At 50.2% G+C, this 20,289-nt stretch carries 18 protein-coding genes and 1 pseudogene; 16 read left to right on the top strand and 3 right to left on the bottom strand.

The annotated features are described in order from the left end of the window. Window positions 1–298 precede the first annotated feature (298 nt). Complete coding sequence (locus tag PVA01S_RS18270; protein ID WP_127608793.1) at window positions 299–1,102, bottom strand: Cof-type HAD-IIB family hydrolase; 804 nt, start codon at window positions 1,100–1,102, stop codon at window positions 299–301. Window positions 1,103–1,393: 291 nt separating this feature from the next. On the opposite strand from PVA01S_RS18270, the gene PVA01S_RS18265 reads away from it, so the two are divergent. The 8 genes from PVA01S_RS18265 (at window position 1,394) to PVA01S_RS18230 (ending at window position 11,686) form a co-directional block, all read left to right on the top strand. After that, window positions 1,394–2,941, top strand: coding sequence for an extracellular solute-binding protein (locus PVA01S_RS18265; RefSeq protein WP_127608792.1), 1,548 nt, complete (start codon window positions 1,394–1,396; stop codon window positions 2,939–2,941). Between the two features lie 41 nt (window positions 2,942–2,982). Then, window positions 2,983–4,290: an FAD-dependent oxidoreductase gene (locus tag PVA01S_RS18260; protein ID WP_127608791.1), complete on the top strand. Its 1,308-nt coding sequence runs from the start codon at window positions 2,983–2,985 to the stop codon at window positions 4,288–4,290. 32 nt (window positions 4,291–4,322) lie between these two features. Further along, the gene (locus PVA01S_RS18255; protein ID WP_127608790.1) at window positions 4,323–5,360 is read left to right on the top strand and encodes a Bug family tripartite tricarboxylate transporter substrate binding protein; all 1,038 of its coding nucleotides are present in this window, start codon (window positions 4,323–4,325) and stop codon (window positions 5,358–5,360) included. 121 nt (window positions 5,361–5,481) lie between these two features. Then, window positions 5,482–5,925 carry a tripartite tricarboxylate transporter TctB family protein gene (locus PVA01S_RS18250; protein ID WP_054798185.1) on the top strand — a complete coding sequence of 148 codons (444 nt, stop codon included), beginning with the start codon at window positions 5,482–5,484 and terminating at the stop codon, window positions 5,923–5,925. A 21-nt stretch (window positions 5,926–5,946) separates the two neighbouring features. Continuing rightward, window positions 5,947–7,467, top strand: coding sequence for a tripartite tricarboxylate transporter permease (locus tag PVA01S_RS18245; protein WP_127608788.1), 1,521 nt, complete (start codon window positions 5,947–5,949; stop codon window positions 7,465–7,467). Window positions 7,468–7,654: 187 nt separating this feature from the next. Next, the gene (locus PVA01S_RS18240; RefSeq protein ID WP_164751889.1) at window positions 7,655–9,934 is read left to right on the top strand and encodes a helix-turn-helix domain-containing protein; all 2,280 of its coding nucleotides are present in this window, start codon (window positions 7,655–7,657) and stop codon (window positions 9,932–9,934) included. Window positions 9,935–9,953: 19 nt separating this feature from the next. Continuing rightward, on the top strand, window positions 9,954–10,817 hold the full coding sequence (locus PVA01S_RS18235) for a shikimate dehydrogenase (RefSeq protein ID WP_127608786.1): 864 nt from the start codon (window positions 9,954–9,956) through the stop codon (window positions 10,815–10,817). A gap of 50 nt (window positions 10,818–10,867) precedes the next feature. Further along, the gene (locus PVA01S_RS18230) at window positions 10,868–11,686 is read left to right on the top strand and encodes a sugar phosphate isomerase/epimerase family protein (protein ID WP_127608785.1); all 819 of its coding nucleotides are present in this window, start codon (window positions 10,868–10,870) and stop codon (window positions 11,684–11,686) included. 37 nt (window positions 11,687–11,723) lie between these two features. On the opposite strand, the gene PVA01S_RS27650 is transcribed toward PVA01S_RS18230, so the two are convergent. Further along, window positions 11,724–12,041, bottom strand: coding sequence for an MATE family efflux transporter (locus tag PVA01S_RS27650; RefSeq protein ID WP_307720687.1), 318 nt, complete (start codon window positions 12,039–12,041; stop codon window positions 11,724–11,726). A 361-nt stretch (window positions 12,042–12,402) separates the two neighbouring features. Then, window positions 12,403–12,690: pseudogene (locus PVA01S_RS27830) on the bottom strand (MATE family efflux transporter); the annotation flags it as partial. Between the two features lie 444 nt (window positions 12,691–13,134). On the opposite strand from PVA01S_RS27830, the gene nikA reads away from it, so the two are divergent. The 8 genes from nikA (at window position 13,135) to thyA (ending at window position 20,115) form a co-directional block, all read left to right on the top strand. Next, on the top strand, window positions 13,135–14,742 hold the full coding sequence (nikA, locus tag PVA01S_RS18220; RefSeq protein WP_244932989.1) for a nickel ABC transporter substrate-binding protein: 1,608 nt from the start codon (window positions 13,135–13,137) through the stop codon (window positions 14,740–14,742). 1 nt (window position 14,743) lies between these two features. Beyond that, on the top strand, window positions 14,744–15,688 hold the full coding sequence (gene nikB, locus PVA01S_RS18215) for a nickel ABC transporter permease (RefSeq protein WP_127608784.1): 945 nt from the start codon (window positions 14,744–14,746) through the stop codon (window positions 15,686–15,688). Further along, the gene (gene nikC, locus PVA01S_RS18210; protein ID WP_127608783.1) at window positions 15,685–16,557 is read left to right on the top strand and encodes a nickel transporter permease; all 873 of its coding nucleotides are present in this window, start codon (window positions 15,685–15,687) and stop codon (window positions 16,555–16,557) included. Before nikB ends, nikC begins: the two co-directional genes overlap by 4 nt. A 33-nt stretch (window positions 16,558–16,590) precedes the next feature. After that, window positions 16,591–17,535, top strand: a complete 945-nt coding sequence (locus PVA01S_RS18205) for an ATP-binding cassette domain-containing protein (RefSeq protein WP_127608782.1) — start codon at window positions 16,591–16,593, stop codon at window positions 17,533–17,535. After that, window positions 17,532–18,311 (top strand): ABC transporter ATP-binding protein, encoded by a 780-nt coding sequence (locus PVA01S_RS18200; RefSeq protein ID WP_127608781.1) that lies wholly within the window; start codon window positions 17,532–17,534, stop codon window positions 18,309–18,311. The genes PVA01S_RS18205 and PVA01S_RS18200 overlap by 4 nt, the downstream gene beginning before the upstream one ends. Window positions 18,312–18,341: 30 nt before the next feature. Then, window positions 18,342–18,839: a DMT family transporter gene (locus PVA01S_RS18195; RefSeq protein ID WP_280531823.1), complete on the top strand. Its 498-nt coding sequence runs from the start codon at window positions 18,342–18,344 to the stop codon at window positions 18,837–18,839. A gap of 13 nt (window positions 18,840–18,852) precedes the next feature. Next, window positions 18,853–18,999, top strand: a complete 147-nt coding sequence (locus PVA01S_RS27520; RefSeq protein ID WP_280531822.1) for a hypothetical protein — start codon at window positions 18,853–18,855, stop codon at window positions 18,997–18,999. Window positions 19,000–19,320: 321 nt separating this feature from the next. Next, window positions 19,321–20,115 (top strand): thymidylate synthase, encoded by a 795-nt coding sequence (gene thyA / locus PVA01S_RS18190; RefSeq protein ID WP_127608780.1) that lies wholly within the window; start codon window positions 19,321–19,323, stop codon window positions 20,113–20,115. Window positions 20,116–20,289: the final 174 nt, after the last annotated feature.

Here is a 20,289-nt window from a genome sequence, read left to right as displayed (position 1 = left end):
GCCGGGCCCCTGCCCCGGGAAGCCGCCGGGCCCCTGCCCCGGGAAGCCGCCGGGCCCCTGCCCGGGGAAGCCGCCGGGTCCGCCCGGCGTCCCGGGAAAAAGACCGCGGTCCGGATCTCCGTTCGTAGGTTTAACCATTGTAAATCTCCCCTCTGCTAGTAAGTTGCTATCGGATAGGCTGATGCCTAATAGAAACCTTACCCAACTATATGTAGCAATACTGCAAAGGTGAACAAGAAAAAAGAAGAGGCTTGTCGCTTTTCGCCTCTTCTTGTCCGTCCGAACCGCGCGCCTTTCGCTAAACGGTTTGGAGTATGAATTTATCCACGACGTGTTTGACGCCGTCCTCATTGTTGCTGAGCGTCACGTAATCGGCGATCGCCTTCAACGGGTCGACGGCGTTGGCCATGGCCACGCCAAGACCGGCCGCCTCCAGCATTTCACGGTCGTTCCAGCTGTCGCCTATGGCGATGACTTTCTCCAAATCGAAGCCGAAATGGCCGGCCAGATGAGCCAGCGCATGTCCTTTCGTTCCTTCCGCGTGAACGATCTCCAGAAAATGCGGCTTCGATTTCGTAATGTGCACCTGCTGCCCCAACAACCCGCGCAGCTCGGCGGCGACGCTGTCCAGCTTGTCGGGCTCGTCGATCACCAGAAGCTTGTTCGACGGCTTGCCGGCCAAGGATCGGAAATCCGGTTCGACGATGAAAGGGACCTTGGATAACGAGGCATACGCTTCCGCCTTTTCGTTACGCTCTTTCACGTATAATTGGTCGTCCACATACAGCTGCAGATGCAGTCCGTTGCGCTCGCAATAATCGAAAATGAGCTGCGCGGCGGAAGCCGGCACACAGCGCTCGTACAAGACGTTGCCGTCTATCGCGTTTTTCACAAGCGAGCCTTGATAAGTGATCAACGGTACGTTCAGACCGAGCTGTTCGGCGATCGATCGGGCGGACGCATACATGCGGCCGGTAGCGAGCGTTACGACAACGCCGCTGGCTATGGCGGCGGCGAGCGCTTTCTTCGTGCCTTCGGTTACTTGTTTGTCATCGTTGATCAAGGTGTCGTCAATGTCGATCGCGATCATTTTATAGTTCATGATTCGTCCACTCCCGTGCATCAAATTGTTCTTATTATAACGGAAGGGCACGGGTTTGAAAACCTTGACTCCCGGCCATCGCCGCAGAGTTCCGTGAGCGTGGAGCAACCGCGCAGGAATTTGAATGTGCTTATAGTATTTTTTTTCTCAAGGGATTGAAGCTGCGAAAAAAAGTGCTATCATGCTTGGAAGGTAGCGAATTAGCGAAGCTTGGGCTGGAAAAAAAGTATGGTTGCCGCTAATCGCCAAATCAATTACCTTATGAATGTGACATTGCCAAGGAGGTATAAGATGCCTGGAAAAGAAAGAGGTCGAAAAGGAGTCAAGGCGCTGCTTGTCTTGGTTTGTTTTACGGCTTCCGTACTGAGCGCATGCACAAGCAACGAAAACGGGATGAACAAAGGAGGAAAAGAACAAAATCCGGACAAACCGCTTGAGGTAAGCATCATGACTACGTTCCGCGGTGCAGAACCCCCTTTGAAGGATAATCCGATATGGATAGAGCTGGAAAACAAGCTGAACGTCAAGCTGAACATAACGTGGTATTCTCCAAATAATTACTTGGACAAAATGAACGTGACCCTGGCTTCCGGAGATTTGCCGGATTTGCTGTTGATCGAAAACCCGTTCGCGCCGAACGTTGTTAGCGCGGTGAAACAAGGGGTTTTCTGGGATTTAACGGACATCGTTACCCATTACCCTAATTTGATGGCAGCTCCGAAAGATTCCTGGGAAAATATTAAAATCGAAAATAAAATTTACGGCATTACCCGCGCGCGTCCCACGGTGGGCCAGTATGGAATTCCAATCGTTCGTAAGGATTGGCTCGATAAGCTGAATCTTGAAGTTCCGGAAACGATGGACGATTTGTATCAAGTCATGAAAGCGTTCACCGAACAAGATCCTGACGGCAACGGGTTAAGAGATACTCCCGGGTTTGTCGGGATGGTGGAAGCCGATAACATGGGTTATTTTACTTGGGCTCGCGACGTATTTAATCATGCCAACGGTTGGAAAGTAGACGGCGACCAAATCATTCATCCCGATCTGCTGCCCGGGACCCGGGAAGCGCTGCTATGGTGGAATAAAGCCTACACCGAAGGTCTGGTGAACCCCGATTTTGCCGTCATGAAGCTTTCCCGGATGAAAGATCAGCTGAAGGCGGGAAAAGGAGGCGTCTTTTCCTCCGCCGTCATCCAGGACTGGATTCTGCTAAGAGATTTGCGGAAGGTTGAACCGAAAGCCGATTATTATCCATTAAACTATGTACAGGGTCCCGGGGGCAGATTTGTCGGACGGGATACGGGCCATTTCGGTATGTATGCGATTTCAAAAAGGGTGCCGGAATCCAAAATGAAGCAAATATTGAGCATGATGGATAAAGGAGCTACGGATGAAATCGCCAATATCGCGAACTTCGGCATGGAGGGCATTCATTACAACGTCGTGAACGGGATGAAGGTTTCCACGGAGCAAGCGGTTAAGGATAACGTATCCTTGGAAGTCTTCGGACAAGTGTTCACAACGAACGACAAGTATGCGTTAAGAGCTTTCGCTACGGGCATTCCGAAGGATTTGTACGAAAGAAACAAACTTACGCTCGATGAACGGGAGAAGTACAGCGTGGCCAACCCGGCGGCAAATCTTATTTCCGAAACCGGAGATAAGTACATGCCGGAAATTAACAAAAAATCCCAGGATCTGAAGACGAAGATTATTATGGGAACCGAACCGATTGAAGCTTGGGATCAATTCGTTCAAAAGCTGAAAGCCGATGCTAACTTTCGGAAATATATCCAGGAAATGAATGAAGCATACAAAAAGTCCCGAGGGAAGTAAGTGCAGCAAAAATTAGGATAACTCATAAGGTGGGCGTTCGAATGTTTGAAGCAGCAGCACAAGAATTAGGTTTGAAATTTGCCGGGGATATCCATACGGATGTTTTTGTTATGGGAGGGGGGTTCGCGGGCATTGGGGCGGCCGTTGGGGCGGCGAAGAGCGGAGCAGAGGTTTTGCTTATTGAAAAATACGGATTTCTAGGCGGCATGGCTACCGCCGCGGCCGTGAGCACCATTTGCGGAGCATACTCGGCCGACAAGCAAAAAAAGATTATAGGCGGTATTCGAGATGAACTCTTCGATGAGTTGAGAGCGCTTGGCGGGGTACAAGAAGGCGTCGATTTCGGGCAGCATCGCGCCGATACATGCGACCATCACTTGTTGAAATATGCCATCGATCGGGTGTTGTTGAATTACAGCAATATCCATCTATTATTACACACTCAAGTGATTGGGGTTAAGCAAGAACACGCGAAGATCCAGTATGCGATTATTACGAATAAAGAAGGGATCTTTCGGGTATTTTCCAAAAATTATATCGATTGTACCGGCGATGCGGATATTGTCGCTCTGGCCGGCGCCCCTTATGTAATCGGGAATGAAAAGGGACAGATTCAGGCGGCGACCACCGTGTTCAAAATGGGGGACGTAAAGGTTCAGGAAGCCAAAACGATTACGCGGCAAGCATTTAAGGACAAGGTTCAACAAAGCATCGATGACGGCGAATACGATTTATTTCGGACTGCCGGCGTATTTATGGAGTCGGCTGTGGGCGACTCCGTCATTTGCAACATGAACTGGATATCCGATTTTTCTTCATTGAACGCCAAGGAAATGACGTATGCGGAAATCGAAGGAAGGAGGTCGAGTATTGAATACAGTAAATTTTTGAAAGATAAGATTCCAGGGTTCGGCAGTGCCCATTTGAGTGAAATCGCTACGCAAATCGGCATCAGGGAGTCAAGGAGGATCATTGCCGATTTTGTTCTGACCGAAGAGCATGTCATGCAGGGGGCGTCCTTCGAAGACGCGATTTGTTGGGGAGCATGGCCTGTCGAATACCACGATGCCCGAGAGAACAAAACGATAAAAAAATATTTGGATCATGATTACCAAATTCCTTATCGAACCTTAATTCCCCGAAACGTAAACAATCTGCTTGTCGCCGGAAGATCCATCTCGACGACGCATTATGCCAATGCCTCCACCAGGGTCATGGCGCAATGCATGGCGATAGGTCATGCCGCAGGCGTAGCGTGCGCATTAAGCGGTAAGCAGAATGTGCCCCCGAAAGATATAGATATAGCGGGCTTGCAAAAGCAATTACGCGATCAAGGCGCCATCATTTAATCATCCCATAGCGATTATAGGAGGAATACTCAATGAAATTGCATAGCCAAGGAAAGTTTTTGAAAAAGGGAATCGTTTTTACGGCAATCGCAAGCATGCTTATGATTACCGCTTGTTCTGCGAACGGCTCTGAGCCGAAGTATCCTACCAAGTCTATCGAGGGCATCGTGCCGTTCGGAGCGGGCGGAGGAACCGATCTCGTTTCGCGCGCCATAGCCACGGTTGCCGAGAAGAAGCTGGGCCAGGGGATTGCGATCACGAACAAGCCCGGCGCAACCGCCACGGTAGGCACGCAGTACGTTTATGATAAAAAGGCGGACGGCTACACCTTGCTGTTCTCAGCGGAAAATCCCGGCATCTACGGCGTGCTGCAGCTTTCGGAGCGGGGGTTTCATGAATTTTATCCGGTCAACATCATGGGGCGCGGTATAGCCACGATCACCGTACCGAAAGATTCCAAATATAAAACGCTGAATGATCTGATACAGGATGCGAAAACGAATCCGGGCAAAGTTAAAATGGGTTCGAGCGGCCCCGGGGGACTTTCATTCATGGTCACCACGATGATCAATTCCATCTCCGATACCAAATTCAACATGGTTCCGTTTGACGGCGACGGCCCGATTCTCACGGCGCTGCTCGGCAATCATATTGACGTGTCGGTCGTAGCTTTGTCGGCGGCGATCGAAAATGCGAAAGCCGGAAAGGTACGCGTGCTTGCCGTTGTTAACGATGAGAAGGTGAAGGAACTGCCGGACGTGCCGGCGATTACGGAAACGTTGCCGGATATGAAGAAGTTTCTTCCGTGGGGACCGTTTTATGGCGCTTGGGTGAAAAAGGATACCCCTGACTCTGTTAAACAAAGTTTGGTGAAAGCGTTCTCGGAAGCGCAGAAGGATCCCGAATTCCTGAAACTGCTGGAGAAAATGGCCGTGGTACCTATGGGAATCTCCGGCGATGAAGCAGAGAAGTTCTGGCGCGACTGGCAGTCAACCTCCGCTTGGCTATTGCAGGATGCCGGCGCGGCTAAAGTAAGCCCTGAAACATTGAAAATTCCTAGGAAACAATAATCGTTCCTATCGATTATAGGAAGCATGCGATCGCATGTTCGATGGGCAGCCGTGGGCAAGCAGGAGACCGTTCTCCCTCTTGCCCGGCTGGAGGAAACATGGAATGAAAGGAGGATACCCTATGTTGTCAGACCGTATCGGCGGGCTGATCAGTATCGTCTTCGGCGGCATATCGGTGTCGGAAGCCATACGTTTATATCCCGAGCGTGTAAGTACGTTTGTCGGGGATTACCTATTGCCCGGAGTTGTAGGCGCAGGTTTGATCTTACTCGGCCTGCTCATGCTCTTCGCGAAAGGGGAGCGCTTCAAGGTAGAGTTCCCCGAATCTAAAATCATGCGCGGGATGCTCCTCGTCGTAGGCATCATGTTTGTTTATTGGATTTTACTTCAATTTTTAGGGTATACCCTTAGCACGTTCGTCGTTTCCATAGCTTTATTTAGGGTCATCGGCTCCTACAATTTGCTTAGATCGGCGATTTATTCGACCATTCAAGTAGCGGTTATTTACCTGATTTTTGTTTATTGGCTCAGAATGCCGTTCCCTGAGGGAATTTTAAATTTTTAGGCTAAGGGAGTAAAGGTTAAGATGGAAGCAATAAACTTGCTGTTAGACGGCTTTTCAGAAGCCCTTTCGCCTATGAACCTCATGATGGCCATGTGGGGGGCTATAATCGGTACATTAGTCGGCATGCTGCCGGGGCTTGGACCTACATCCACCATTGCTATTTTGCTTCCGTTCACAACGATACTCGGACCTACAGAAGGCATCATTATGTTGGCCGGCGTTTATTACGGCGCTATGTATGGCGGCTCTACCACCGCAATCCTGCTTAATATTCCGGGGGAAGTTTCCGCAGTCCCGACCTGCCTGGACGGTTATCCGCTTGCCAAACAGGGCCGTGGCGGACCTGCGCTCGGTATTTCCGCCATAGCTTCTTTTGTTGCCGGAACGATGGGGGTCATCGGCCTCGTATTTTTTGCACCGATGCTTGCCGATCAAGCGTTAAAATTCGGCCCTCCCGAATATTTTGCGCTCATGGTATTAGCGCTTACCGTTATTGTTAACTTGTCCGGCAACTCTTTGAAAAAAGGGTTGATCATGGGACTTTTCGGTTATTTGCTCTCCATGGGAGGGATGGGGCTGACCGGAGGAAAGATGCGCTTCAGCTTCGGTTTCGAACCGTTAACGGCAGGTATTGACATGATCAGCGTTGTCATTGGCCTGTTTGCTATCACCGAAGTGATCAAAGGAATGGAAGAAAACACAAAAACGATCGCGATTCAAAAAATCGGCAATATTTATCCGAAATGGTCGGAATTGCGCCAAACGTCTACTTCGATGCTCAGGGGAGGCTTGGTTGGTTTCTTCCTCGGTCTGCTCCCGGGGTGTTCCGCAGCCGTTACAACCTTCCTGGCTTATGACTTGGAAAAGAAAGTGTCCAAAACTCCCGAAAGATTCGGTCACGGGGCCATGGAAGGGGTCGCCTCTCCCGAAGCGGCCAACAATGCAACGAGTTCATCGGGCTTTATCCCGCTTTTTGCGCTGGGGATCCCCAGTTCCACGCCGCTCGCCGTATTGCTGGCGGGTCTGATGATTAACGGACTTACGCCTGGGCCCACGCTGTTTGAAGAGCACGGACCCTTTGTTTGGACGATCATTGCAAGTATGTTTGTCGGGAATGTGATGCTGCTTGTATTAAACTTGCCTTTAGTCGGGCTGTGGGCAAAATTAACGCGGATTCCTTATGGAATCATGGCTCCCATTATTTTGATTCTTAGCGTGATCGGGGCATATTCCATCAATAACAGCATGTTCGATGTATTTGTATCGCTCCTGTTTGGCGTGATCGGATATATCTTTCATAAATATCGTTGGCCTGTCGTTCCGCTGCTTTTATGCTTTGTGTTAGGACCGATGTTCGAGAAGTCCTTTATTCAGTCCATGGCTATGTCATCCGGCAGCTTCAGCATTTTCTTCGAGCGGCCGATCTCGTTGACCATTATGCTGCTTTCCCTGGTGCTTTTCGCATTCTCCATCGTGATGATCAAGCGAACCAAAGCACGGGTCAAGGCTGCTGTTGGATCTGACGTTGACATTGCTGAATAAAGCCGGAATACGGCTTCATTGGAATGCTGCGGCTTGGCAGCTTATGATTGATCATGCCGGCTCCGTAAGTTAGTATGATATTGGAGCTTCCAAGCGGCAGCAGACTTCAGCTTTTCTAACAAACCAATGGAGACGAAGCATAGTGCATAGACTCATTAACAGGATGACGTCATACAAAAGTGTTGCGATGCGTAAAGGCAATTTGTACAAAAAAATATTGATCATTATCCTTATCATCACTTGTTTCCCGGCCGCCTTGATCGGTCTAAGCTTTTACTTTATCGGCACCGAGCAAATCGAGAACGAATTGATGCAAACCCATCGGAGTCAGCTGGAGAAGGATCGGGAACGAATTGAAGAACAGCTTGCGCATATCGAGCTGACCGCTTCCCAATGGGCGCTCAATCCGCAGTTTGACGAAAAACTCAAAGATATCGATTTCTACAAGCAATTCCTGGTCACGCAAGAGCTCTATAAGTCATTATCGATTATTAAAGGTTCAAGCACGTTGATCGATCAGGTTCATCTGTATGTGGACGGGCAGCGTTTGCTCGTTTCCGAGGACGAAGGAATCATACAGCTGACCGAGGAAAACAACCACATCTATCATACGTTGCTGCAGGATAACCGGTCTATTCTATGGACGAAAGCAGCCATCCGCAAAGCGGGCACATCCTTGTCTTTAGTCCATGCATTGCCCAGATTCGGTGCGCTCATCATTACTTTAAACGAGTCCAAATTCAATGATATGGTCAGTGAACTGACCATTGATAAGAAAGGGTCCTCCTTTATTATCAAGGAAAACGGAGAATGGGTAACGACGGGAATGGACGGTGTGCAAGCGCCAAGCGATCAGGCCGTTTTTTTAGGCAACGAAGTGCTCAAGCGAAGTACGGAGGCCGATTCGTTTATCCTGAAGTGGAACAAGGAAGATTATTCGGTTTCCTACGGGAAGTTTTCCAGAGCGAATTCCACCTGGATTTATATTACGGCTACACCGGTTTCCCAATTAATCGCTCCCGTGCTTTTAATGTCGAGAATGATCCTGGTTGTAAGCGGGGTCGGCATTGCGACCGCCATTTTTCTGTCCTGGTTCGGCTCGGTGCGCCTATACAGCCCGATTCATCATCTGGTCAACATGTTCCGGGAAACCGGTTCCGGGAAGCACGGCGGAGAAGCGGACGAGTTTTCTTTCATCAAGAACCAGTGGCAGCAGCTGATACACGAAAGCCATTACTTGCAATTCCGTATCGAAGAGCAGTCGTCCATGCTAAGAGAAGGCTTCTTATTGCAGCTCGTTCAAGGTCATTTGTATTCGTTTACAGAAAAAGAACTGCGGGATCGCATGATTGACTTCGGCTGGAACGTCGATGAGAAATGCTTTTCCATCATGGTTGTACAACTGGTTGGCTTCTTTAACTCTCCGGGCAATTTTCTGGAAAAGGATAGACAACTGATTACGTTTGCCGCAGCCAACATTATCGAAGAATTAGCCTGCAGTAAATTGGATGCTCCTGCCGTCATTAACTTTCAGGATTTAACGATCGGACTGATGGTTGCTTTTCCGGCGGAGAAGCATTGGCGCCAATTCAAGAGCGAGCTGTTTAAATTAGCCGATGAAATCACCGCGACGCTGAATGCGCTTTTGAAATTGAATGTGATCATCAGCATCGGGAAATCGACCGATTTGATCGGTGAAATTCCGAACGTGCTGCAGGAAGTCAGACAAACGCTGCCATTTCGTACTTTGGAGGAAAACAATCAGGTACTGGACATGGATGAATTCCTGCCTCCCATGACCAATGCCTCCTATTATCCGTTTCAACTTGAAAAGGAGATTCATTCTGCGGTTCGCCGCGGAGACGGGGAGGAAGCGGGCAGACTCATCGGTCAATTTTTCGAAGATATGAGGGACCATCGGACGACCGAGTTTGCTCTTTTACAGTCGGCGTTATATTTGTTGGGCAGTATACTTCAGACGATCATTCAGATCGGGTTTAATCCTCATCATCTTTACAAGGGAGAAAATTTATTCGAGCAACTGGTCAAAAAGCGGGAGCAGGATGAAATCCACGTATGGTTCAACGATAAAGTGCTCGCGCCCTTCGCCAAGGAATATTCGGAAACGCAGGATTCACAATTAAAGTCTTTCGTAAAAAGTGCGATTGATACGATTGATACATGTTATATGAACGATATCTCGTTGGAAGTATGCGCGGATCAGCTGGGCATTCACCCCGTCCGCTTAAGCAAGGGCTTTAAGCAAATTGTCGGGACGACGTTTATCGATTTTTTGACCAAGGTTAGAATCGACAAATCGAAAGAACTGCTCAGATCCACGGATTGGAAGATTCATGATATCGCCAAGCAGGTGGGCTATAATCCTTCTTATTTCAATAAAATTTTTCGCAAGCATGAAGGCATGACGGCAAGCGAATACCGCAGCTTATGCAAGGGTGAGCATTAGAAAAAGGAACAGTGATGTCATGACGAGCAATCAAACCAAATGGACAGGGCTATTAGGGTATCCCGTCGAGCACTCCATGTCTGCGGTTATGCAAAATGCGGCGTATCAAGCTTTGGGCTTACCTTATCAGTACGTGTCTTTCCCGGTTCCGCCGAATGAGTTAAAAGACGCGATTTCCGGAATTAAAGCGCTTGGATTCCGGGGAGTTAACGTCACGATTCCGCATAAAGTTGCGGTTATGGAGCTGCTCGATGAGGTTGACGACTTGGCGCGCGATATCGGCGCTGTAAACACCATCTCCTTAGACCGGGGCCGCCTGATCGGATTTAATACGGATGGAACCGGATATATTCAGTCGTTACAGGAAGATTGCGGCATCGATGTATCCGGGTTGAATGTGCTTGTGCTCGGGGCAGGAGGAGCTGCGCGCTCCGTTACGGCCGCGCTGGCGCGTGCGGGAGTCGGACGGCTGCATATTTTCGACCCGCGGCCCGACTGCTCGCACAGCTTGGCGAAGCAGTTGGCCTTGCGGGTGGAGGCCGAAGCGGTAACGGATACGGTTATGGAGAAGAGAGGGCTGGCCGACATCGATTTATTGATCAATGCAACTCCGGTAGGGATGTACCCTCATGTGAACCATATGCCTCTGGCTCCGTCACTGCTGCATCCGGGATTGACCGTAAGCGATATCATATACAATCCCTACGAGACGGCCTTGATTAAGGAGGCGCAAAAAATCGGCGCTAATGTGCATCGGGGCGTAGGCATGCTTGTTCATCAAGGGGCTTTGTCTTTCCGATTATGGACGGGTCAGCAGGCGCCGAGCGATGTGATGAGAAACGCCGTGCTTAACCAATTGAGCATCGAGGTTAGGGAAGCATGAATCGGACGATTCCGTTTATGAAGACATGAATATCAGGAGGAGGAATCCGCTTGAAGATAAGCGTATGCACTTCGGGATTTAAAGATTGGCCCATCGAAAAAGTGTTGGAGTGGGCGCATCCGCTTGGGTTTGATGGGATCGAGCTGTGGATGGGGCATATTGAAAGGTACCAGGAGGAACATGGCCCGTTGGATAAATTATACGCCCGATTGCAGGAGTACGGACTCGAGGTTCCCGCTATTAGCGGATACACCACGTTCTCGGGCGGGTTTTCAGGCGAGAAGGATTTGAAGCAGGAGTTCAAAGCCATGAACCGCTTGCTTGATGTGGCCAGGCAGCTGAAGTGCCCCTTGATTCGTACGTTTGTAGGGCACATCTCATCGCGACGCGCGTCGCCGGAGCAATGGGGGCAAATCGTGCGCGACGTGAAGAAAGTCATGTCCATGGCCGATCAATATGAAATCGATATCGCCGTGGAAGTTCATTATGATACGTTCGCCGACAACACAGAATCCGTGCAAACGCTGATTCGGGAAGTGGATCACCCCCGGCTGCAGCTCGTTTTTGACGGAGCCAACCTGAATGTGGAACGGATTGATCAAATGGATGCATTGCCCATTTTATATCCTTTGGTAAAGCATGTGCATTTGAAAAACTACAAATGGGATCATTCGAACTGGTACAAGAGCACCCCGGTACCTATTTTTGAAGGCGACATTGATAATCGGACGCTGATTAAGGAGCTTGAACGACGGGGGTACCCACACTATATTTCCTTCGAATATTTTGGGGAGAAGAAGGAAGCGAACATCAAGGGTTCGCTGCAAAACTGGAATGAGCGGCAGCCTGCTGCAACGGAATGTGAATAACTTCAATCCCGATATTAGCGAGACACCTGGCCATCGTTTAGCCGGGTGTTTTTTTCTTGGTATGGACAAATAACGAGAAGCAGCTCGGGCGCGTACGTCTTCTGAACCGGTACAATAAAAAAACGGAGCGAATAGCAAGATCTATTGCATTAGCCAACCACACCCCTGCAATTCCCATATCCAAGTGGAAGCACAGTGCATAAATGCCGACAACGCGTACGAGCCATATGCCGATCGCCGTGCTGTACATGGGGGTTTTCGTGTCGCCCGCTCCTTGTAGCGCTCCGGCGATAACTAAACTCATCGCTAGAAACGGCTGCGCGAACGCATCGATACGGAGTGCAAGGGTCACCATTTCGATGATATATCGAATCCTCTGTAAACAAACCGGCTGCTATATGACCTGCAAGAAGATGGGCGGCATATACGTCCGTTCCAATCCGTACAATCAGTCCCATATAAAAGACTTGCCCTAAACGCATCATTAAACGCTCGGCGGCTGCGGGGGCGGAAAGCCTCAACAAGGGAAGCGTGAATGCAGTCGAGGATCCTTTGCGCAAGTACAGGACAGCCGCTCCCATGATCCGAACGCTCATTGTCGCCCAGGCGGCTCCCGCAATTCCCCAGCCCTCCCAGTCCCCTAAACCAAAGATCAGCACGTAGTCCAAGCCGATATGAATCAAGTTAATCCAAATGCCGACCTTCATCGGGGTCGTGGTATCGCCGGCTGTACGTAAGATACTGCCGAACACCGTCATGAGGGAAATGAAAATGGAGGGAATGGCTACGATCCGGAAATAAACGACCCCGACCGCTATTGCCTGCGGTCCGGTTCCTATAAGACGTAATAATGATTCGGCACAGAAGAGTGTGACGATGCCGAACAATAGACCTGTAATCGCTGCAACCATTGTGGAAAGCCGTGCTGCTGCTTTCGCCTTATCGACCTCCCCGGCACCCAGGCACCGGGCAATGAGCGAGGAGGCTCCGATCCCAACTGCCATAAATACGGCGATATGACCGCAATAATCGTATGTGTCACTCCGATCGCCGTTACTTCATGTAAACCGATCCTGGATACAAACAGGGTATCTACAAATCCGACGATGGTTAGTAAGAAGTTTTCGATCATGGTGGGTACGGCAAGTCCCAATATGATTTTTATTTTTTGTTTTTGATTCGTATCACCAATACGAGTTGCTTCTGGCATGAATGAACCTCCATGATCTGGGGTAATGGAGCAGCCTTCTGCTACCGTACATATGGATTGTTCCGTATAACTTGGCATGGATCCTGGAAATACAGGATACTTCCATAATCGGTCCTGTACTCATTGTTACTAATCGTAATATTTACATTTACAAATAGTAATAATTACGTTTATAATGAGGTTTGTGTCGACATAAAATCAGAATGAGAACGATAGCATAGAAAGGAAGAAACCGTTCTTGAGTACATGGATGTTCAATTCCAAACGCACACTTGTTCTTCTGTATGCATGCTTGCTAGTTGTTGTTATCGCGCTGGCCGGCTGCAGCCAGAAGGAGCAGCTTCCCGGGAATGCCCAACCGGCTTCAGATAGCGGCGGTAAGGCTGGGAACGCATCTGACAAAGTTAAACAAGCAACGCTGATTTATCATTTTAAAAGCAGCAGTCTTGATCCTGCCAATGACTATATTGTGTTGAAGGCAGGGGTTGTTGAAACGCTGGTCCGTCTGGACGAGAAGCTGGAGGTTCAGCCATGGCTGGCGACAAAGTGGGAAACCAAGGACAATAAGACCTGGAAGTTCACCATTCGCGACGGCGTATCGTTCCAAGACGGACTGAAATTGGATGCGACAGCCGTCAAGGCATCGCTGGAACGTTCAATCGCTGCGAGCAAGTCGCTGAAAGGCGCGCTGAAGATCGCTTCCATGGCAGCGGCCGGGCAGGAATTGACCCTTGTGACAAGTGAGCCGCATCCTGCCCTACTCTCGGAATTGATCAATCCTTACTCAGCCATTATTAGTGTGGAAGCCGAGAAGAAAATGGGAACGCAAGCCTTCAACGCGGCCCCGGTCGGTACGGGACCCTTTAAGGTGAAGAAATTTACGCCGAACGTGGAGATTTTATTAGAACGTTACGACGGTTACTGGGATGGGGCTGCCAAGTTGAACGAAGTCGCATTTAAGTTCAATGAGGACGGTAATGTCAGAGCGCTGGCGCTGCAATCGAAGGAAGCCGATATTGCCACCCAGATTCCGGCCGAAAGCGTTGCTTCCGTACAAAAGGACAGTGCCTTAACCGTCGAAACGATAGCAGGACTTCGCGTCCATTTCCTGCTCTTCAACCCGAGTCGGGAAGCCGTGAAGGATGTAAAGGTCCGCAAGGCGCTGGACATGCTGCTGAACCGTGAAAGCATCGCCAAAGACATCATGCTCGGGAATGCTACACCGGCCAACGGACCTTTCAACACACGTCTTCCTTTTGGCAGCCAAGATCCGGTCCAGAAGCTGGATATAGAGGGAGCGAAGAAGCTGTTGGAAGAAGCGGGGTACACCGCGGGAGCTAACGGGAAGCTGGCGAAGGACGGCAAGCCGCTGACGCTGGAAATCGTGACTTACAAAGCTCGTCCCGAATTGCCGCTTATCGCGCAGCTGCTGCAGTCGGATGCGGCGAAAGCCGGGGTTACGATCAACATTCAAGCCGTGGAGAACATCGACACCTTTTTACGCGAGAACAAGAATTGGGATATGGTTACCTACAGCAACTTGTCCGCGCCCCGCGGCGACGGGGGCTATTTCCTGAACTCGGCATTGATGCCGGGGGGATCGCTGAATGCGGGGAATATCAGCATTGAGAAGTTGACTGCGGTTATTACACGTCTTAACGCGACTAGCGATGTGCAACAGCGCAACGAAATCACGCAGGAAGCATTAGCCATTATCAAGGAAGAAGTTCCGCATGCTTATGCGGTTTATCCCAATGTCATCGTGGGCCTCAACAAGCGAATTACCGACTGGAGGCCGGGTGCGGAAGAGTACTATATCGTGACCCATAAGATGGATGTGAAGTAATGTGCTGAGACTGGTCAAAGCGCGGTTGCTGCAATTGGTTGTCGTCCTGTTTATGTTATCGCTGGTGACGTTTTCCTTGATGAAGCTCGCGCCCGGGGATCCTGTTCTTCAGTTATTACGGGCGGACGAAGTTCATGTAACGCAAGCCGATGAAGCCGCGCTCCGGGAGGAGCTCGGCCTCAACCGGCCTATATACGTGCAATATTTGGAATGGGTGTCTAATCTGCTCAGGCTAGATTTTGGAGATTCGTTAATTAAGGGGAAGCCGGTTTTGGACGAAATGGCGGATCGTCTCCCCGCAACCGTGCAGCTAACGATGGGCGGTTTAGCGGTCATGCTCCTCCTTGCCGTGCCTCTCGGCATGCTGGCTGCGAAATTTCCGGGCGGTCTTCCCGATCAATTGGGACGAATATTTGCGCTTATTGGCGCTTCCATGCCGCTATTCTGGGTTGGTCTCATCATGATTTATATCTTTGCCTTCAAACTGCAATGGTTCCCCACAATGGGACACGGCGGCTGGCGTGAATTCGTTCTTCCTTCCGTCTCGCTTGGTTTCGGATTGGCGGCGGTACATGCGCGCTTGCTGCGCTCCGGCATGCTCGACAGCTTGTCCCAGGAATATATACGCGCGGGGCGGGCAAGAGGCATTTCGGAGTGGCGTATATTTTTCCGGCATGCGCTGCGTGCAGCCCTCATCCCGGTATTGACGGTATTTGGCATGACTTTCGGCAGTTTGGTTGCAGGCTCGGTTGTCATCGAGACCTTGTTCTCTTGGCCAGGCTTGGGAAGTATGGCGGTTGAAGCCATATTCCAGCGGGATTATCCGTTGGTTCAGGGATATCTGATGCTGTGCGGAGCCTTTATTATTATCATAAATCTGGTCGTCGACCTGATCTATGGCATCCTTGATTCCCGGATTCGCCTGCACAAGGGGGGAACGGCATGAACGGTTCTGGTTCTGCAGCGGTTCCATTCACTCGGCATGCCCGTCCCACGGTATTCGGAAGCATGCTGCGCGATCCGATGGTTGTGACCGGCATGAGCATTTTGCTTGCCATGCTGATCTTAACGCTGGCGGGTCCTTTTCTTATTGCGAACGATCCGGTCACCGTAAACATGTCGGAGCGGCTCCTTCCGCCCAGCTGGGAATACCCTCTCGGCACGGACCAGTTGGGCAGATGCCTCTTCACCAGACTCGTGACGGGAGCGGAAACGACGCTTGGCATCTCGGCGCTTATCATCGTGATGGTGATGCTGATCGGCATTCCGTCAGGATTATTATCCGGTTATATCGGCGGCCGCGTCGATGCCCTCCTGATGCGGATCGTCGACGGGATGAGCGTTCTGCCAGACTTTATGCTGGTCATCGCCATATCCGGGTTTCTGGGCCCCAATCTCCAAAACATGATTATAGCCATCGTGCTGATCAACTGGATCGGGTATGCAAGAGTGGTTAGAAGTATCGTACTATCCGAGCGGGAGAAGGAATATGTATGGGCGGCTCGCGTCGCCGGTTGCAGCATGTGGACGATCCTGAGACGGCATTTGCTGCCGCAAATCATTCCGCCGGTTCTGGTTTTTGCGGCATTGGATATCGGCAAAACCATTTTGGTCATTTCCGGGTTGTCCTACCTGGGCCTGGGCGCCCAGCCTCCGTCACCGGAATGGGGGGCTATGTTGAACGATGGACGCACATATTTTCAGACGGCCCCTCAACTGATGATCTATCCGGGCGTCGCGATTATGCTGGTCGTCATTTCCCTGAATTTGATCGGAGAAGGGCTGAGGGACATCCTTGATGTTCGCGGCCAATAGTTTTTGGCTTAACAAACGGGAAGGAGGCGGCATATGCAGCTGCTTGAACGCCAAGCAAGCGGCGTCAGGGAAGAGGACAGAAGCTTGCAATCTTTCGAAGCGCCGGTTTCCCCGACAAATCCCGTCCTGCAATTGAACGGGTTGACCGTCCAGATTAGACATAAAACCGGTGTCGATTCCATCATTCAGGATATATCGTTTGATATCCATCCGGGGGAAACGGTCGCTCTGGTTGGGGAAAGCGGCAGCGGGAAAAGTGTGACGGCCGGAGCCATCCTGGGGTTACTGCCGAAATCCATGCATGTGGCGGCCGGACAGATTTTGTTTCAGGGCGAAGACATTGTGCAGTGGCCGACCCCAAAGCGGAGAAAACTGTGCGGCAGTCATATCGGGTACGTATTTCAAGACTATCAGGGAAGCTTCACGCCCTTTATGAAAATGGGGAGCCAGTTGGTGGAGACGCTTCGCACGCATCGCAAACAATCGTATAAGCAGGCGAAAGTGGCGGCCCTGGCATGTCTCGAGCAGGTTGGCCTGCCGGCGGAACGCGCGTTTGACAGCTATCCGTTCCAATTGAGCGGCGGGCAGCTTCAGCGGGCCGCATTGGCAGCGGGCATGATGCTTCAGCCTGCGCTTCTGATCGCGGATGAACCGACTACTGCGCTTGATGTGCTGACGGGTGAACGAGTTCTCGATCTGCTTGACCGGATGCAGCGTCAGATCGGCTGCGCCGTTCTGTTCATCTCGCACGATTTGCATCACGTCATGAAGCGGGCGGATAACGTTGCGGTCATGCGCAGCGGCATGATCGTCGAAAGGGGGGCGTCGTCGGCGATTCATGGACGCGCCAAGCATCCGTACACGCGAATGTTATTGAATGCGAAGCCGCTTCTTTCGGAAATCCATCCGGACTTCGACCTGGAAGACGATGAACACCTATTTGAGTCCATGCACCGGGCAGGAGGGGGACCGGTATGAATGAACTGATGAGCGTCGAGGGGATCAGCAAAACATACACGGATAACGGCCGTAAGATTGCCGCTTTGCAAGGCGTTTCGCTGCATATCGGAGAAGGAGAATGTCTTGGCGTCGTTGGCGAAAGCGGCAGCGGGAAGAGCACGCTAGGGCGGCTTTTGCTTGCTCTGGAACGGCCGGACGAGGGGGATATCAGGTTTCAGGGTGTGTCCCTCACAGGATTGAAAGGCAAAGCGTTACGCACAATGAGACAGCATATTCAGGTTGTCTTCCAGGATCCCACCGCATCGCTGAACGGGCGGCTTCCCATCTGGCGTTCCGTCATGGAGCCGCTCGATAATTTCCCCAGCGTGATTCCTCCGTTCCTCGCCGATACGAGGAAATCCCGAAGAGAGACAGCCGCCAAGCTGCTGGAGATGGTCGGTCTGCATCGGGATTATGTGGAGCGATATCCGCATGAGCTGAGCGGCGGGCAGAGACAGCGCGTCGCGATCGCACGCGGAATCAGTTTGAACCCGAAGCTGCTCATTTGCGATGAACCGACCTCCAGTCTGGACGTATCGGTGCAAGCCCAAATCCTGAAGCTGCTGAAAAGCCTGCAGGTTAAGCTCGGGATGTCCTATTTGTTCATTTCTCACGATATAACGGCTGTTCGAATGATCAGCAACCGGATCATCGTGATGAAAGAGGGACAAATTGTGGACCGGTTCCAAAGCGATCAGATCACTAGCGAAGACCGGCACGCCTACACGCGTTTGTTGATTTCCGCCGCCGGTTAACCGGTAAAATAAAATCTTAGTCGAGGGTATATGAAAAACGGCGTCATTTTTGCAATGCTATCTTCCCTTATTTTTAGCGTGATGAATGCACTGGTTAAAGAAGTCAGTTCTACGATTCCTTCGTCGGAGGTTGCCTTCTTCCGAGGGTTGATCGGCACGGTCATAATCTGGTTCATGATGCGCCATAGCGAGGTTGCTTTCTCAAGGCGCGGGATTTCTATGCTCGTCTTGCGGGGCGTGCTTGGCGCGCTTTATTTAATTGCCTATTTTTATACCATTTCCAAAATCCCGCTTACGGACGCCAGCATATTGGCGCATTTGTCGCCGATCTTTGTCATCATCATGTCGGCCATTTTCCTGAAGGAGAACATATCCGGGAAGATCGCGCTGATTTTACCGATCATATTCATCGGCGCGCTGTTGTTGGTCAAGCCGTTCGACTACTCCAGCTACTCGGTTTACGCTTTTGTCGGTGTTTTGAGCGCGATGCTGGCTGCAGCTGTATTTAACCAAAGCGTTCACCCATGAGAAAGCCGTTGTCGTGGAGGTCACCCGCTATATCGGGATTGTCTATAATGCGATGCGGGGCTTTCTGTTTTGGGGCGAAGTTCCGGGCATTGTCACAATAGCAGGAGGCGTCCTGATTGTGGCCGGTTGTATGGCGTTGTCCAGGGTGGAGCCTGCTTAAGAGTTGAACCATCGAAAAGTCGTCCGTTATTGCGGACACAAACGCCAAGGAATCGCTCCCATTTCAAAAAGAACGCATAGGTATCATGATAGATTCCGTAACAGAAGTCGAAGCTTACAATAGGGTGTCAGCTCTTCACAGTTGATTCGAACATTCCGAGCAGAATTAATCGGAGTTGGCTTTCAAGTTTCAGAGATTATGAATATAATAAGAGATGGTAGTGAGGTGGACAGAACGACTTTTGAAAAAATAGAGGGACTTGATCAAGGGAAAATTAAATGCCTTCGTCACGGCGCAAAGTTCTATCTTATGAGGTGAATAATGAAAGCTTATTTAGATCTTCTTAGGGATGTTTTAGATCATGGAATAAAGAAGGATGATCGCACGGGTACAGGGACGATTTCCGTTTTTGGTAGACAGATGCGAATGAATCTTAAAGAAGGCTTCCCGCTCCTGACTACAAAGAAGCTTCATATCAAATCCATCGTTCATGAACTGTTGTGGTTTTTAAGCGGAAGTACGAATGTAAAGTATTTACGTGACCATGGTGTGACGATATGGGACGAATGGGCTGACGAAGAAGGAAATCTCGGTCGAGTCTATGGCGCTCAGTGGAGAACGTGGCAAGCGCCAAACGGTCAAGTTATGGATCAGATCTCAAAGTTGATTCATCAAATAAAGACTAATCCCGATTCTCGCAGACACTTGGTTAGTGCATGGAACGTTGCAGAAGTGGAGAACATGGCATTACCGCCTTGTCACTATGCGTTTCAATTCTATGTTGCAAATGGCCGACTATCCTGCATGTTCCAAATGAGATCGGTTGATACTTTTTTGGGGCTTCCCTTTAATTTGGCGTCATATGCCTTATTAACGCATATGGTTGCACAGCAGTGTGATTTGGAAGTCGGAGATTTGATCTGGACGGGTGGCGACGTACACATCTACCTAAATCATATTGAACAAGTCAAGCTTCAACTAACAAGGGAACCCAGACCACTGCCCACGCTGCACATCAAAAGGAAGCCTGATTCCATTCTGGATTACCAATTCGAAGATTTTGAATTCATTGGCTATGATCCTTTACCAAGTATTAAGGCACCAATCGCAATATGAATAGTGCAACAGAAATGGAACTTTATGAATCGTCAAAAAAAGTTTTTCCATTAGACTTTACCAGTTCAAAGAGGCGTATGGCTGCGCTTCTTTTTTTGTTTAGAAATAATACATGAACAAACAGGACTCCTATATGCATGTAGTTGATGTAAGGAATCGAATCATCATTCAACG

This window comes from Paenibacillus validus NBRC 15382 (genome assembly GCF_004000985.1).
Lineage (GTDB): Bacteria > Bacillota > Bacilli > Paenibacillales > NBRC-103111 > Paenibacillus_G > Paenibacillus_G validus.
Note: the sequence above shows the minus strand (reverse complement) of the source record. Positions and strands in the feature narration are given on the sequence as shown.

Excerpts from the sequence above, each read along its gene's own strand:
- PVA01S_RS18255 (WP_127608790.1), top strand. The coding sequence starts at position 4,323 with ATGAAATTGCATAGCCAAGGAAAGTTTTTGAAAAAGGGAATCGTTTTT.
- PVA01S_RS18240 (WP_164751889.1), top strand. The coding sequence starts at position 7,655 with ATGCGTAAAGGCAATTTGTACAAAAAAATATTGATCATTATCCTTATC.
- PVA01S_RS18270 (WP_127608793.1), bottom strand. The coding sequence starts at position 1,102 with ATGAACTATAAAATGATCGCGATCGACATTGACGACACCTTGATCAAC.
- PVA01S_RS18250 (WP_054798185.1), top strand. The coding sequence starts at position 5,482 with ATGTTGTCAGACCGTATCGGCGGGCTGATCAGTATCGTCTTCGGCGGC.
- PVA01S_RS27650 (WP_307720687.1), bottom strand. The coding sequence starts at position 12,041 with ATGGTGACCCTTGCACTCCGTATCGATGCGTTCGCGCAGCCGTTTCTA.
- PVA01S_RS18245 (WP_127608788.1), top strand. The coding sequence starts at position 5,947 with ATGGAAGCAATAAACTTGCTGTTAGACGGCTTTTCAGAAGCCCTTTCG.
- PVA01S_RS18265 (WP_127608792.1), top strand. The coding sequence starts at position 1,394 with ATGCCTGGAAAAGAAAGAGGTCGAAAAGGAGTCAAGGCGCTGCTTGTC.
- PVA01S_RS18235 (WP_127608786.1), top strand. The coding sequence starts at position 9,954 with ATGACGAGCAATCAAACCAAATGGACAGGGCTATTAGGGTATCCCGTC.
- PVA01S_RS18195 (WP_280531823.1), top strand. The coding sequence starts at position 18,342 with ATGAAAAACGGCGTCATTTTTGCAATGCTATCTTCCCTTATTTTTAGC.
- PVA01S_RS18200 (WP_127608781.1), top strand. The coding sequence starts at position 17,532 with ATGAATGAACTGATGAGCGTCGAGGGGATCAGCAAAACATACACGGAT.
- PVA01S_RS18260 (WP_127608791.1), top strand. The coding sequence starts at position 2,983 with ATGTTTGAAGCAGCAGCACAAGAATTAGGTTTGAAATTTGCCGGGGAT.
- thyA (WP_127608780.1), top strand. The coding sequence starts at position 19,321 with ATGAAAGCTTATTTAGATCTTCTTAGGGATGTTTTAGATCATGGAATA.
- nikC (WP_127608783.1), top strand. The coding sequence starts at position 15,685 with ATGAACGGTTCTGGTTCTGCAGCGGTTCCATTCACTCGGCATGCCCGT.
- PVA01S_RS18205 (WP_127608782.1), top strand. The coding sequence starts at position 16,591 with ATGCAGCTGCTTGAACGCCAAGCAAGCGGCGTCAGGGAAGAGGACAGA.